This is a genomic window from Jannaschia sp. W003 (assembly GCF_025144335.1).
Taxonomy (GTDB): Bacteria; Pseudomonadota; Alphaproteobacteria; order Rhodobacterales; family Rhodobacteraceae; genus Jannaschia.
In genome coordinates this window covers 1092795-1107117 of record NZ_CP083539.1, presented here as the reverse complement: position 1 = coordinate 1107117, position 14323 = coordinate 1092795, and the positions used below count along the sequence as shown (strand labels likewise).

General features: G+C 72.3%; 14 protein-coding genes. 11 read left to right on the top strand and 3 right to left on the bottom strand.

Translation table 11 applies throughout. The features are described 5' to 3' along the window. The first annotated feature begins 40 nt into the window (after nucleotides 1-40). The 9 genes from K3554_RS05320 (at nucleotide 41) to K3554_RS05280 (ending at nucleotide 10557) form a co-directional block, all read left to right on the top strand. On the top strand, nucleotides 41-661 hold the full coding sequence (locus K3554_RS05320) for a paraquat-inducible protein A (protein ID WP_259944676.1): 621 nt from the start codon (nucleotides 41-43) through the stop codon (nucleotides 659-661). Then, nucleotides 628-1266 (top strand): paraquat-inducible protein A, encoded by a 639-nt coding sequence (locus K3554_RS05315; protein ID WP_259944674.1) that lies wholly within the window; start codon nucleotides 628-630, stop codon nucleotides 1264-1266. Before K3554_RS05320 ends, K3554_RS05315 begins: the two co-directional genes overlap by 34 nt. Next, nucleotides 1263-4883: an MlaD family protein gene (locus tag K3554_RS05310; RefSeq protein ID WP_259944672.1), complete on the top strand. Its 3621-nt coding sequence runs from the start codon at nucleotides 1263-1265 to the stop codon at nucleotides 4881-4883. The genes K3554_RS05315 and K3554_RS05310 overlap by 4 nt, the downstream gene beginning before the upstream one ends. 95 nt (nucleotides 4884-4978) lie before the next feature. Next, complete coding sequence (locus tag K3554_RS05305; protein WP_259944670.1) at nucleotides 4979-5524, top strand: membrane integrity-associated transporter subunit PqiC; 546 nt, start codon at nucleotides 4979-4981, stop codon at nucleotides 5522-5524. A 77-nt stretch (nucleotides 5525-5601) separates the two neighbouring features. Continuing rightward, nucleotides 5602-6387, top strand: a complete 786-nt coding sequence (locus K3554_RS05300; protein ID WP_259944667.1) for a histidine phosphatase family protein — start codon at nucleotides 5602-5604, stop codon at nucleotides 6385-6387. A gap of 28 nt (nucleotides 6388-6415) precedes the next feature. Then, nucleotides 6416-7432, top strand: coding sequence for a Gfo/Idh/MocA family protein (locus K3554_RS05295; RefSeq protein ID WP_259944666.1), 1017 nt, complete (start codon nucleotides 6416-6418; stop codon nucleotides 7430-7432). 251 nt (nucleotides 7433-7683) lie between these two features. After that, nucleotides 7684-8673 (top strand): TRAP transporter substrate-binding protein, encoded by a 990-nt coding sequence (locus K3554_RS05290; protein ID WP_259944665.1) that lies wholly within the window; start codon nucleotides 7684-7686, stop codon nucleotides 8671-8673. Between the two features lie 97 nt (nucleotides 8674-8770). Beyond that, complete coding sequence (locus K3554_RS05285) at nucleotides 8771-9250, top strand: TRAP transporter small permease (RefSeq protein WP_259944664.1); 480 nt, start codon at nucleotides 8771-8773, stop codon at nucleotides 9248-9250. Beyond that, entirely contained in the window at nucleotides 9247-10557 is a 1311-nt protein-coding gene (locus K3554_RS05280; RefSeq protein ID WP_259944660.1) for a TRAP transporter large permease, read from the top strand. The genes K3554_RS05285 and K3554_RS05280 overlap by 4 nt, the downstream gene beginning before the upstream one ends. Nucleotides 10558-10582: 25 nt before the next feature. On the opposite strand, the gene manD is transcribed toward K3554_RS05280, so the two are convergent. The 3 genes from manD to K3554_RS05265 form a co-directional block, all read right to left on the bottom strand. After that, nucleotides 10583-11803, bottom strand: coding sequence for a D-mannonate dehydratase ManD (manD, locus tag K3554_RS05275; RefSeq protein WP_259944656.1), 1221 nt, complete (start codon nucleotides 11801-11803; stop codon nucleotides 10583-10585). Then, nucleotides 11800-12945 (bottom strand): Gfo/Idh/MocA family protein, encoded by a 1146-nt coding sequence (locus tag K3554_RS05270; protein WP_259944654.1) that lies wholly within the window; start codon nucleotides 12943-12945, stop codon nucleotides 11800-11802. The genes manD and K3554_RS05270 overlap by 4 nt, the downstream gene beginning before the upstream one ends. Nucleotides 12946-13006: 61 nt before the next feature. Further along, nucleotides 13007-13357, bottom strand: a complete 351-nt coding sequence (locus K3554_RS05265) for a helix-turn-helix transcriptional regulator (protein WP_259944629.1) — start codon at nucleotides 13355-13357, stop codon at nucleotides 13007-13009. 66 nt (nucleotides 13358-13423) lie between these two features. On the opposite strand from K3554_RS05265, the gene K3554_RS05260 reads away from it, so the two are divergent. Further along, nucleotides 13424-13879 (top strand): YeeE/YedE family protein, encoded by a 456-nt coding sequence (locus K3554_RS05260; protein ID WP_259944616.1) that lies wholly within the window; start codon nucleotides 13424-13426, stop codon nucleotides 13877-13879. Between the two features lie 3 nt (nucleotides 13880-13882). Then, nucleotides 13883-14323: a DUF6691 family protein gene (locus K3554_RS05255; RefSeq protein ID WP_259944612.1), complete on the top strand. Its 441-nt coding sequence runs from the start codon at nucleotides 13883-13885 to the stop codon at nucleotides 14321-14323.

Sequence of the window (14323 nt, the reverse complement as noted above, 5' to 3'; positions counted from 1 at the left end):
CCCTTCCCCTGCCCCCTCCGCACCCCACCTACCGGAAGCCATGATCCCCTCGCCCGACCTCGTCTGCTGCCCCGTCTGCGACGCGCTGCACAGCCTGCCCGAGCTGCCCGCCGGCGAGCGGGCGCGTTGCGTGCGTTGCCGCACGGTGCTGGGCACGGGCCGCCCCGAGGCGATCACCCGCGTGGTGGTGCTGGCGGCAACCTCGCTGGTCCTGATGACGATCGTGGTGTTCTACCCGTTCCTGGAGCTGCAGCAGGGCGTGTTCACCAGCCGCGCGTCGGTGTTCGACACGGTGATGACCTTCTCGGACGGGGTGATGGCGCCGCTGTCGCTGGCGGTGGGGCTGTTCATCGTGGTGCTGCCCACGGCGCGGCTGGGGCTGCTGGTCTGGGCGCTGTTCCCGGTGACCCTCGATCGCGGCGCCTGGCCCGGCGCGCGTCCGGCCCTGCGCTGGGCCGAGCGCATCCGCCCCTGGGCCATGGCCGAGATCTTCATGGTGGGCGTGGCGATCGCCCTCGTGAAGCTGGCCGACCTCGCCACCCTGTCGATGGGCCCGGCCTTCTGGTCGTTCGGCGCCATCGTGATCATAACCGCGCTGGGCGACTCCCAGTTGAGCAGGCATTCGACATGGACCGCCCTGGACACCGCTACCACGCGCTGACCGCCCGCGAGGCGGGGCTGGTGGGCTGCCGGGTCTGCACTCGCGTCAGCGCCGCCGGCACGCCGCGCTGCTCGCGCTGCGGCGCGAAGCTGCAGAGCCGCGACCACGCGTCTTTGCAGCGGGTCTGGGCGTGGCTGGTGGCGGGGCTGCTGTTCTACATCCCCGCCAACGTCTTCCCGATGCTGCTGACCACCACCGTGGGCCGCACCCAGGAGGCCACCATCGTCGGCGGCGTGTTCGAGCTGTGGGAGCATCACGCCTACGCGGTGGCCATCATCGTGTTCGTGGCCTCGGTGCTGATCCCTGTGGGCAAGTTCGTCGCCATCGGCTACCTCGCCCTCATCGTGCGCCGCCCGCACGGCCACAGCCCGGGCCAGCTGCTCCATCTCTACGAGTTCGTGGAGTGGATCGGCCGCTGGTCCATGATCGACGTCTTCGTCGTGGCGATCCTCGCCGCGCTCGTGCAGTTCAACCTACTCGCCACCATCAACCCCGGCATCGCCGCGGCCTGCTTCGCGCTCTCGGTCATCTTCACGATGCTCTCGGCGCTCAGCTTCGACAGCCGCCGGCTCTGGGACCAGATCGACAAGGTCGCCGCGGAATGACCGATCCCACGCCCCACACCCCCGTCGCCGAGCCCCTGCGCCGCCGCCGCGGCAACATCTCCGCGGTCTGGCTCGTGCCGATGGCCGCGGTGCTGATCGCGCTGGCGATCGCCTGGCAGGCCTACTCGAACCGCGGCGTGCTAATCGCGGTCGCCTTCCCGGACGCCTCGGGCGTGACCGCCGGCGAGACCACGCTGCGCTTCAAGGAGGTGACCGTGGGCGTGGTCGAGGACGTGGGCTTCTCGCCCGACCTCGCCTCGGTGAACGTCTACATCCGGGTCAGCAAGGACATCGCCCCCTTCCTCGACGAGGACGCCGCCTTCTGGGTGGTGCAGCCCTCGGTCTCGGCGCGCGGCGTCACGGGCCTGAACACGATCCTCTCGGGCACCTACATCCAGGGCGTCTGGGACAGCGAGATCGGCGTGCCCAAGGTGGTGTTCGCGGGAACCGACACGCCGCCCATCGTGCCGCCCGGGGTGCGCGGCACCGCGATCGTGCTGCGCGCCGCCGACGGCGCCCGCCTCGAGGCCGGCGCGCCGATCCTCTACCGCGGCATCGAGGTGGGCGAGGTTGCCACCCCCTCGCTCTCGCCCGACGGCTCCGAGGTGCGCCTCGACGCCTTCATCCGCGCGCCCTACGACCGCCAGCTCTCGTCGGCCACGCGCTTCTGGGATGCCTCGGGCGTGTCCGTGGCCCTGGGCGGCTCGGGGCTGGAGCTGAACGTCGGCTCGCTCGCCGCCATCCTGGAGGGCGGCGTCGTGTTCGATACGCTGATCTCGGGCGGGCAGCCCATCGACCGCGGCCACGTATTCGACATCTTCGACGACCGCGACGACGCCCTCGCCTCCACCTTCGAGGCGCCCACCTCGCGCGCGGTACGCTTCTCCGCCCTGTTCCCGGCCGCCGCGGCGGGCCTGTCGGAGGGCGCGCCCGTGCGCTTCGGCGGCGTGCGCGTGGGCGTGGTCACCTCGATCACCGGCTTCGTGCGCCCCGACGATCCGGACGGCGAGGTGCAGCTGCTGGCGGTCATGGCGATCCAGCCCAGCCGCATGGGCCTCGAGTCCATGGAGAGCGACCTCGACGGCGTGGACTTCGTGGGCACCCTCGTGGAGCGCGGCCTGCGCGCGCAACTCGTCTCCACCTCGATCCTCGGCGGCGAACTGGCGGTCGACCTCGTGTCCGTCGAGGGCGGCGCGCCCGCCGCGCTGGAAGTGGGCGTGGCCGACAACCCGGTGATCCCCTCGATCGAGACCGAGGGCGGATCGCTCACCGCCACCGCCGAGGGCGTGCTGTCGCGCTTCAACGAGCTGCCCATCGAGGAGCTGCTGGTGTCGGCGACCGACCTCCTCGCGAACCTCAACCGCATCGCCGGCGACGAGGCGACCCGCGCCATCCCCTCCGCCGCGCTCGACACCATCCGCGGCGGCGAGGGGCTGCTCGCGGACGTGCGCGCCATCGTCTCCGCGCCCGAGACCGCCGCCGTGCTGCTCGATGCCCAGAGCATCGCCGCTGACGTGGCCGCCCTCACGGCGCGCATCCGCGAGCGCGAGATCGTGGCCACCCTCGCCGACACGCTGGAGGGCGCCAACGTCGCCGTCGCCAACGTGGCCGCCGGCACCGAGCGCCTGGGAGAGATCGCCGACGGCGCCGTGGTGCTGTTCGACGAGGCCGGGCGCCTCGTGTCCTCGGAGGCCGCGCAGGCCCTGCCCGCCGCGGCGCGCGCCGCGCTGGACGCCGGCACCGCGGTATTGGCCGCGCCCGAGATCGCGGCGATCCTGGAATCCACCGCCGCGGTCACCACCGACATCCGCCAGCTCGCCGCGCGCATCGCCACCGACGCCGTGGCCGAGCGCATCGAGGGCGCGCTGGCCGGCATCGACGACGCCGCCCGCAACGTGGCCGAGGGCACTGCCGACCTCGGCACCCTGCGCGCCGCCCTCGACGGCACGCTGGAAGGCGCGCGCGCGCTGCTCGCCTCCGCCGACACCCAGGCGATCCCGGGTCTCGCCCGCGAGACGCTCGAGGGCGCGAGCACCGCCTTCGCCGGCCCGCAGCTGGAAGCCATCCTCGCCGACGCGGCCGCCGTGGCCGCCGGGTTGCGCACCGTGGCCGAGGGCGCCGCGACCCCCGAGACCGCCGCCGCCGTGGCCGCCGCAGCGCAGGACCTGCGCACGGTGGCGCGCAACGTCGCCAAGGGCACCCGCGATCTGGGAGACCTGCGCGCCAGCCTCCAGTCGACGCTGGACGGCACCGAGGCGCTGCTGGCCTCCGAGGACACGCAGGCCCTGCCCGGCCTCGCCCGCTCCGCGCTGCAGGGCGCCAGCGACGCGTTGGCCGCGCCCGAGATCGCGGCGATCCTCGCCGACGTGGCCGCCGCCGCCTCCGAGGCCCGCGCCATCGCCGAGGGCATCGACGGGGCCGCCCTCTCCGCGGGCCTCACGGAGGCGCTCGCCGCCGTGGAGGCCACGGCGCGCAACGTCGAGGCCGGCACCGCCGACCTCGGCACCCTGCGCGCCTCGATCGACCGCGCCGCCGAGGGCGCCGCCGCGATCCTCTCCTCCGAGGACACCCAGGCCCTGCCCGCCGCCCTGCGCGGCACGCTCGCCGAGGCCACCGACGCCTTGGCCGGCGCGAGCGACGTGCTCGCCGGGCCGGAGATCGATGCGATCCTGCAGGACACCGCCGCCGTGGCCGCGGGCCTGCGCACCATGGCCGAGGGCGTCGCCACGCCCGAGGCCGCCGCGCGCATCGAGGCCTCGCTCGCCTCGATCGAGACCGCCACGGAGAACGTGGCCGCCGGGACCGCCGATCTGGCTTCCTTGCGCGCCTCGCTCGACCGCGCCGTGGGCGGGGCCGCGGACATCCTGGACAGCGAGGGCGCCCGCGCCCTGCCCGCCGCCGCGCGGGGGCTCGTGGAGGACGCCCGCGCGATCCTCGGCGCGCCCGAGATCCAGGCGCTGCTCGCGGACCTGCCACTAATCACCGCCGACATCCGCGCGATTACCGACGAGATCCGGCAGGCCGAGGCCGCCGCCGCCCTCACCTCGGCGCTCGCCGCGGCGGAGCAGGCGGCCACGTCGGTGGCCGACTCCACGCAGGGGCTGCCGGAGCTGTCCGCGTCGGCCCAGCGCGTGCTGGCGGAGGCCGAGGTCCTGGCTGGCAACCTCACGCAGCTCTCGGCCAAGGCCAACGACCTCGCACTGGACGAACTGGTCAACGCCACCACCGACCTTATGGTCACCGCCGACCTGTTCCTGTCGTCGGACGAGGCGGGCGACGTGCCCGTGGTGCTCTCGAACACGCTCGAGGAGCTGCGGCGCACGGTGGAGACGATCCGCACCGGCGGGGCGCTCGACAACCTGAACGCGGCCCTCGTCTCGGCCGCGAGCGCCGCGGGGGGCATCGAGGGCGCGGCGGCGGACCTTCCGGCGCTGCTCGCGCGGCTGCAGGGGCTGTCCACCTCGGCCACCGAGGTGCTGGCCTCCTACAACAGCGAGAGCCGCATCGCGCAGGAGCTCTACTCCACCCTGCGCGCGGCGACCCGGGCCGCCGAGGACGTCTCGTCGCTGTCGCGCACCATCGAGCGCAATCCGAACTCGCTGTTGCTCGGACGCTAGCGTCGCGGCGAAAACAGCGCGCCCGGTCGGGCCGTGCATTGCGCACGGCCCGTCCCCTCCCGCAGACACGACCGCGACCCAAGCGAGGCCTTCCCATGCGCGCGATCCTTCCCCTCCTGGCGCTCCTGCTGGCCGCCTGCGGCGACGGCACCGAGTTCTTCGCCCCGCCCCCCGCGCGCTCGGAGCTGCGCGTGAACGTAACCGCCGAGACGGTCATGGTGAACGCGGTCTCCATGCCGGAATACGCGGTCAACCAGGAGATCCCGATCCAACGCGCCGACGGCAGCCTGGTCACGGACACCGACAAGCTGTGGGCCGACCTGCCGGACCGCGCGCTGCAGGTGTCGCTGGCGCGGCACCTCAACATGATCACCGACGCCGAGGTGGGGGTCGAGCCCTGGCCCCTCGCGGGCTTTCCGGAGCGCGAGGTGACGGTCACGGTCGAGGACATGATCGTGCAGGCGTCGGGCACGCTGCGCTTCACCGGCTTCTACGCGATCCGCGACGAGGTGGCCCGCTCGGGGCAGATCGAGACCTTCGCCCTCACGGCCCCCGTGGCGGGCGACGGCTACCCCGCCATCATCGCCGCCCACGAGGCGGTCTGGCTGCAGCTGGCCGAGATCGTCGCCCGCGCGCTCTGAGGGCGCGGGCGGGGGGCATGGAACCCGGCCGGCGTCCCCCTATGTATGGCTCTGGCCTAACCTCGAGGATTCCCCCAATGCGAACCGTCCTTACGCCGCTCCTCGCGGCCTGCGTCGCCCTCGCCGCCGCGCCCGCCACGGCGCAGACCGAACGAGTGGAGACCGGGGACATTCGCGGCGCCATCGCGCAGATCGGCACGCACCTGGGCGAGATGTCCATGACGATGCCCGCCGCCGCCGGCGAGGGCGTCTCGGAGGTTCTGCGCTTCGAGCCCTACCAGATGCTCGACGACCTGTTCCGCAGCGACATCGTGCTCCTGATGCGCCACGGCCCCACGGACTGGTCGAAGCGCGACCGCACCGACGTCGCGCCCGACGACTGCGACAACCAGCGGATCATGACCGAGGACGGCAAGACCCAGATGCGCGACCTCGGCGCGCTCCTAGTCGCCAACGAGCTGGTGCCCTCGCGGGTGGTGGTCAGCCAGTGGTGCCGCAACCAGGAGACGTTCGACGCGATCGTGGCCGGCATGGAGCGGGTCGACCCCGAGATCATGCGCGACATCAAGGTCGACACCGACCCGAGCCTCAACCTCCTCCTCTCGCTCCAGGGCGCGCCCAACGTCACTGACATGCGCGAGCGCATCTCGGCGTGGGACGGCGAGGGCGGCGAGGCGGAGGGGCCGCTGCTGGTGATCTCGCACTTCACCAACATCCAGGAGCTGACCGAGTTCTCGGTCTACGAGGGCGAGATGCTGGTGGTGGACCCCACGCGCGCAAACCGCGTGCTCGGCTACATTCGCCTCGGCTCGGCCAAGCCCGACATCGGCCACTTCGACGCCTCGGTCGTCCCCGACGAGTGAGGCTGCCCCTGCTCCGCATGGGTTCCGCGTGACCGGCGCCGCGCCGCTCGGCGTCGCATTGGTGGGCGCGGGCATGATCGCCCCGCTCCACGTCGCCGCGCTCTCGGCGCTGGGGGACCGCGTGCGCCTGCGCTGGATCGTGGCGCGGCGGCCCGAGCGGGCCGCGCCCCTCGCCGCCGCATACGACGGTCCCGCCCCGGAGCTGACCGCCGACCTGGGCGCGGTTGCGGCGGACCCGGGCGTTCACTTCGCCATCGTCGCCACGCCGCCGAGCGTGCGCGACGGCCCCATCGGGACGCTGGCGGCGGCAGGCAAGGGCGTGCTCCTGGAGAAGCCAGTCGCGCGCAGCCTCGCCGAGGCGGAGCGCGTGGTGGAGACCTGCGAGCGGGCGGGCGTGCCCCTGGGCATGCTGCTCCAGCACCGCGCGGGCGAGCCGGGACGCGCCGCGGCGGCGCACATGGCGTCGGGGCGGCTCGGGCGGCTCGGCATGGTGGAGATCGCCGCGCCGCTCTGGCGGCCGCAGAGCTACTACGACGAGCTGGGGCGCGGCACCTACGCCCGCGACGGCGGCGGCGTGCTGCTGACGCAAGGTATCCACACGATCGACCTCGCGCTCTCGCTCGCGGGGCCGGTGGCGCGCGTGCAGGCCATGACGGCCACCACGCCGCTGCACCGCATGGAAGCCGAGGACTTCGCCGCCGCGGGCCTGCGCTTCGCCTGCGGCGCGGCGGGCTCGCTGGTGGCGACAACGGCCAGCTTCCCGCCCGCGCCGGAGTCCATCGCGCTCCACTTCGAGCACGCCTCGCTGCGCGTGGGCCGAGCGGACTTGCGGGTGGACTGGCGCGACGGGTGCAGCGCTGTCGAGGCGACCGTGGAGGGCCCGAAGCACGCTTGGCACGCCGCCGTGATCGCGGACTTCGCGGACGCCCTCCGCACGGGGCGCCCGCCCATGGTGCCGGGCCGCGAGGCGCTGGCCGCGCACCGGCTGATCGACGCGATCGAGCGGTCGTCGCGCGCGGGGCACGCGGTGGACCTGCCGGGCTGACGGGTCGACACGGGCGCAACGGCGCCTTCGCGGCACCCGTTGGTCCGGGACCGCGGTGCACGTTGCTTTAACGTGAATACTAGGATACCAGTCGCGGACGGGAGGAAGTTCGATCGTCGCGGGTGCGGGGTCGGGGCGCCATGGCGGCGCCGCGAGCGGCCGCCGTGCGCCCGGGGCCCTATCGGGGTCCGGGGACGCATCCGCGCACGGCGCGATCTCCGCCCGAAGGGACCGGACAGGGAGATTCCGCCATGACGATCAACCGCAGGACGCTCGGCCTCGTGGCCGCCGCCGCCATCGCCGCCACGCCGCTCGCCGCCGTCGCGCAGGAGGTGACGCTGCGCGGCGCCTCGATGTTCGACGAGGAGCACGCCTTCACCAAAACGCTGCGCCGCTTCGAGGAGCTGGTGCAGGAGAAGTACGACGGCGAGGTCGAGTTCGACCTGCGCCTGAACGGCGAGCTCGGCGTCGAGAGCGACTACGTCACCTACCTCAACCAGGGCGTCGCGGTCGACTACACGATCATCGCCCCCTCCAACATGGCGGTGTTCTCGGAATCCATCCCGCTGATGGACATGCCGTTCCTGTTCCGCGACCTCGACCACTGGAACGCGGTGCTGTCCTCGGACGCGCTCGCCCCCCTCGAGGAGGAGCTGCGCGAGAAGGCCGGCATCGTGATCGTGGGCTACACCGGCGGCGGCGTGCGCAACCTCGTCTCGGCCGAGCCGATCGCCAACATGGACGAGCTGTCGGGCCACCGCATGCGGGTGATGGGCGCGCCGATCCAGGCCCAGACCTTCGCGGCCGTTGGCGCGGCGCCTTCCGCGATCGCCTACAACGAGGTCTACAACGCCATCCAGACCGGCGTGATCGCGGGCTTCGAGAACGAGGCCGCCTCGATCCAGAACCTCAAGTTCTACGAGGTCGCCCCCCACGTCACCAAGACGCAGCACACCATCACCGTGCGGCCCATCGTGGTGTCGGCCAAGACCTTCGACGCCCTGCCCGAGGACCTGCAGGCCGCGATCATGGAAGCGGGCGAGGAGGCCGGCGCCTACGGCCGCGAGCTCGAATCGCGCGAGGACGGCGAGAAGCTGCAGGAGATGGTCGATGCCGGCCAGATTCAGGTGCAGGAGTTCGAGGGCCGCGACGAGATGCTCGAGCGCGTGAAGCCCGTGCAGGACGCCTACGCCGCCGAGCTGGGCGCCACCGAGCTGCTCGAGCGCATCCGCGGCATGTGACGACGCGCCGCCCGCCCTCCCCGGGGGGCGCGCCAGGGGGGCGCCGACGCGGCGCTCCCCGTTTCCCCTCCCAAGGACTCCCGAAATGATCGGACGGATGCTCGACAGGTTCTGCGACGGGCTGCGCGTGCTGCTCGCCGTGCTGATGGGGGCGCTGGCCATCCCCGTCGCGATGCAGGTGATCTCGCGCTACACGGGGCTGATCCCGACCTTCCTGTGGACCGAGGAGCTGTCGACCTTCATCTTCGTGTGGATCGTGATGATCGGCGCGATGGTGGCGGTCTGGGACGGCACCCACTTCGACGTGCGCGTCCTGCCCGACGCCGAGCGCCCCCTCGCCCGCCTCCTGCAGAAGGCCGTCGTGCTCCTGCTGATCGGGGTCTTCTCGCTCTACTTCTTCTGGTACGGCCTCGACTACGCCGCCTTCGGCGGCAACCAGCGCTCGGTGATGATGCGGGCCAACCTCATGGTCACCTACGTCTCGGTGCCGATCGCGGGTCTGGTGTGGACCGTGTTCACCGCCTACCGCCTCGCCGAGGCCTGGGCCGAGTACCGCCAAGCGGGGGCCGCGTCGTGATCGTATCCACCGGCCTCGCCTGCCTCGTCCTCGTCGGCTCGTTCCTCGTGATGGTGTTCATCCGCGTGCCGGTCGCCTTCGCGCTCGGCATCGCCACGATCCCGATCGTGGTGCTGGAGCTGCGGCTCACGCCATTCATCGTGATCGACCGGATGTTCCAGTCGTACAACTCGTTCATCCTGCTCGCCGTGCCGTTCTTCCTCTTGGCCGCGAACCTCATGAACTCCGGCAAGGTCACTGACCGCCTGATCGCCTTCGCCCGCGTGCTCACGGGCTGGATGCCGGGCGGGCTGGGCCATGTGAACGTGGCCGTCTCGATGCTCTTCGCGGGCATCTCGGGCTCGTCCACGGCGGATGCGGCGGGCTGCGGCAAGATCCTGATCCCCGCCATGCAGCGCGAGGGCTACGACACGCGCTTCGCCATCGCCATCACCGCCTGCTCGTCCGTTATGGGCGTCATCATCCCCCCCTCGATCCTGATGGTGGTCTGGGGCGGCGTGATGCAGGTCTCGGTGGGCGCGCTCTTCCTCGGCGGCGCGATCCCGGGGCTGCTGATCGGGCTGGCGCTGACGTCCACGGTCTACGCCTACGCCAAGATCTACGACTACCCCATCGCGCTCCGCCCCACCAGGAGCGCGTTCTGGGAGGCGTTCAAAGGCGCCGCGCTGGCGATGCTGACCCCGATCCTGGTGATCGGCGGCATCGTGGGCGGCATCGTCACCCCCACCGAGAGCGCGATCATCGCCGCGGGCTACGCGCTGATCCTGGGCATGTTCGTGTACCGCACCGTCACGCTGCGCGACCTGGGCGGCATCCTCTACGACACCGCGCGCTTCGCGGCGATCTCGCTCTTCGCGATCGGGACGGCCTCGGCCTTCGGCTGGATGCTGTCCTTCTACAACGTGCCGCGCCTGATCGTGGGCGCGATGACGGCGATGGAGTTCGGCCCCTTCGGCACGGCGGTGATGATCGCGGCGCTGTTCCTGTTCTTCGGCCTCTTCATCGACGCGATCCCCACGATCATCATCCTCGGCACCGTGCTGATGCCCGTGGCGCAGGCCGCCGGGATCGACCCCATTGCCTTTGCGATCATCGGCATCGTCAGCCTCGCCTTTGGGCTGGTCACGCCGCCCTACGGGCTGTGCCTGCTGATCTCGGCGGCGATCGGGGGCATGAACGTGGTGCAGGTGATGCGCGACGTGGTGATCATCCTCGTACCGATGCTGCTGATCCTCGTGGCGATCATCGTGTTTCCGGAGATCGCCCTGTGGCTGCCGCGCACGCTGATGCCCGGCTCGTTCCGCTGACCCCGGGGGGCGGCGGCGGCGCCCCTCAGTAGTTCCAGAGCGTGCCGTCCCCAAGCCGCACCACCGGATGACTGCCGGGGCGGTACTCGTAGCGCGCCGCCTCGCGCTCGTCGAACTCCACCCCGAGGCCCGGCGCGTCGCTGACCCGCAGCATGCCGTCCTCGACTCGGTGCTCCGTGGGGAACAGCGCGTCGCACGCGGGGGTCCCCAGCACCAGCCACTCCTGGATGCCGAAGTTGGGCGCCCAGACGTCGAGATGGGCGTGGGCCGCCATGCAGATCGGCGAGTGGCTCGGCGCCCCGTGGAAGCCGGTGCGCACGTGGTGCAGCGCCGCTAGGTCGACGATGCGCCGCACGTGGGTGATGCCGCCCGCGTAGGTGGCGGCCACGCGGATGAAGTCGATCTGCTCCCGCTCGATCAAGCGGTTGCAGTCCCAGATCGAGTTGAACACCTCGCCGATGGCCAGCGGCACCGTGGAGTGCTGGCGGATGATCCGCAGCGCGTCCTGATCCTCGGCCGGGGTCGGGTCCTCCAGCCAGAAGAGGCCGACGGGCTCGACCGCGCGGGCGAACTCCGCGGCCTCGCGGGGCAGGAGGCGGTGGTGGACGTCGTGGAGGATGTGCAGCTCCGGCCCGAAGCGGGCGCGGATCTCGGCCAGGGCGCCGGGCATGAAGCGCATGTAGCGGCCCGTGTCCCACGCCTCCACCTTGGAGCGGATGCCGCCGAAGTCGGTGATGAAGTCGCCCGCCCCGCCCCGCGCCTCGGGCACCGCATAGCCGGCCATGCCGGGCACGGCGCACTGCACCCGCACGGCGCGGTAGCCGCGCTCCACGTGGGAGGCGACGGAGTCCATGAGGTCCTCGAGGTCTGCCCCCGCGGCGTGGCCGTAGACCATCGCGCCCTCGCGGCTGCGCCCGCCGAGCAGGTCGCAGACCGGCATGCCCGCCAGCTTGCCCTTGATGTCCCACAGCGCCATGTCGACGGCCCCGAAGGCGGCCATGGCGACCGGCCCGCGGCGGAAGTAGGCGCCGCGGTAGAGGAACTGCCAGATGTCCTCGGAGCGGCGCGGGTCCATGCCCACGAGGTTCGGCACGACGTAGTCGCGCAGGTAGGCGGCGGGCAGGGTCTCGCGGTTGTTGAGCGTGGCGTCGCCCAGCCCGTGCACGCCCACGTCGGTCTCGATCTTGAGCGTGACGTAATTCTTGCCGGGTCCGCCCACGAACACCCTGGCGCCGGTGATCCTCATGCCGCGCCCTCCGGCGCCGGAACCTCGGTCCATGTCCCGCCCGCGCGCAGGAGGTCGATGATGCGCTGGTAGCGCGCGCCCTCCTCGAAGGTCGGGTAGGGCTCAACCGCCTCGCCCCGGATGTCGCGCACGAAGAGCCGGGCGAGATGCGCCCAGCACTGCTCGGTCTCGCCCTTCGCCTCGGGAACGGCGGCGCGGATGGCCTCGGGCGTGGGCACGATCCGCCAGCCGGTGCCGTCGTGGTGGTGGAGCGTGCCGCTGCCGTAGTGCCCTTCCAGATAGATCGCGCCGCGGGTGCCGTAGAACACCACGTGATCCTCGCGCAGGCGCGGCACCAGCCCACTGTGCTTGAACAGCGCCGAGACGGGCTTGGTGGCCAGCGGGCTCTCGATGCGGGCCAGCACGGCGTAGGACCACTCCACGTCGCTCTCGCCCCACTCCAGGGCGGGGTCGTCCAGATCGGCGGGGATGAAGGCGCGGCGCTTCGTGAAGTCGTGCACGCCCTCCACGACTGGCGCGCGGCCGAGATCGTCGCGCAGGTCGCCGAAGACGCCGAGGATGCGCTCGCCCACCACCGAGGTGACGATGGCGAGCGAGTGGGTGAAGTTGTTGGCGAGCCGCCCCCCGCCGTCCGCGCGGCGGTGCGACCAGCCGAAGGGGATGCCTCGCTCGAGGCCGAAGTGCGAGATGCACTCCACCTCCGTCGGCTCGCCGATGGCGCCCGCCGCGACCAGCGCGCGCGCGTGGAGGACGCTCGGGGTGTAGCGGAAGCTCGCCGCGAAGGCCGTCTTGACGCCCCGCGCCCGCGCGCGGTCCCGCAGGTCCTCGGCGGTGTCGGCGCTGTCCGTCAGGGGCTTGTCGCAGAACACGTGGCAGCCCGCGTCGATGGCCGCGCGGATCGGCCCGTGGTGGGCGCCGCCGGGGGTGGCGATCGAGACGACGTCCGGGCGGCACGCCTTCAGCGCGGCGGTCCAGTCGGTGCCGGCATGGGGGATGTCCATGCGCGCGGCGACCTCGCGCACCACCTCGGGCGTGCGGCCCACCATGCCCACGCCCTCGGCGCCCGCGGCGCGGAAGGCCTCCGCGTGCCCCTGCCCCGCGAAGCCCGTTCCCGCGACGAGAACCCGCAACGTCCGATCCATGGCACCCTCCCCATTACTGGTATCCTAGTCGACCAGAATGGGGGCTGCAACGGGCCGTGCGTCAGGCGCCGCGGCAGAACACGTCGTAGAGCGCGGCCATCATTCGGCGCATCTCGGGATCGTCGATGCGGTAGTGGATGGTCTGCGCCTCGCGCCGCGTCGCCACGATGCCGGCGTCGCGCAGGCGGGCGAGGTGCTGGGAGAGCGCCGACTGCGACAGGTCCACGGCGCGCTGCAGCGCGCCCACCGTCATCTCGCCGCTGCCGTCCGTCTCGGCCTGCATCAGGTGGCACAGGATCAGGAGGCGCTTGGCGTTGGCGAGCACGCCCAGCCGCGCGGCCACGCGGTCGGCCCGCTCCGCGAGCGCCTCGGGAACCGCTCCCCCTATATTAGCGTTGCCTGATTTAGACATTGTGCATATATAGCCCCACAAGCCCGTTCGCGCCAGTGCGCATTCGCCCGACCCGGAGGACCGCCCATGCTGCCCGTCGTTCCCACCGCCTTCACGCTGTGGGCCTCGCTGTTCGGAGGGGTCCTGATCGGCCTCTCCGCGGTGATGGTGATGCTAGTCTTCGGCCGCATCGCCGGCATCGCCGGGATCTCCACCGGCGCGCTCTCGCCCGCGATCCCCGGACGCGACGCCGCGCCCGACTGGGGTTGGCGCCTCGCCTTCCTCGGCGGGCTGGTGGCGGCGCCGGTCCTCTACGTGCTCATCGCCGGCCCGTTCGAGCAGGCGATCCCGCCGTCGGTGCCTGGCATGGCGCTGGCGGGACTGCTGGTCGGTCTCGGCACCGGCGTCGGCTCGGGCTGCACGTCCGGGCACGGGGTCTGCGGGCTGGCGCGGCTGTCGGGGCGCTCGCTGGTCGCCGTGATCACCTTCATGCTCTTCGCCGCCGCGACCGTGCTCGTGCTGCGTCACGTGGTGGGAGGCTGACCGATGCGCGCGTTCCTCGGATTCCTCGCCGGCCTCGTGTTCGGCCTCGGCCTCGTCGTCTCGGGCATGTCGAACCCCGCGAAGGTGCTGAACTTCCTCGACGTGCTGGGTCCGTGGGACCCCAGCCTCGCCTTCGTGATGGGCGGGGCGAGCGTGACGGCCTTCCTCGGCTACCGCTTCGCCTGGCGCCGCGCGAGCCCCCTGGCGATGCCGGACTTCGACATCCCCTCGGCTCGGGACGTAGACCGCCCGCTGCTGGTAGGCGCCGCCCTCTTCGGCACCGGATGGGGCATCGGCGGCTTCTGCCCCGGCCCCGCCTGGACGGCCCTGCCCTCGCTCGACGCGGGCGCGCTCGTCTTCCTCGTCGCGATGGTCCTGGGCCTCGTCCTGGGCGGTCCGGCGAAGCGCGCCCTCGCCCCCGCCCCCGCAACGCAAGGAGCCTGA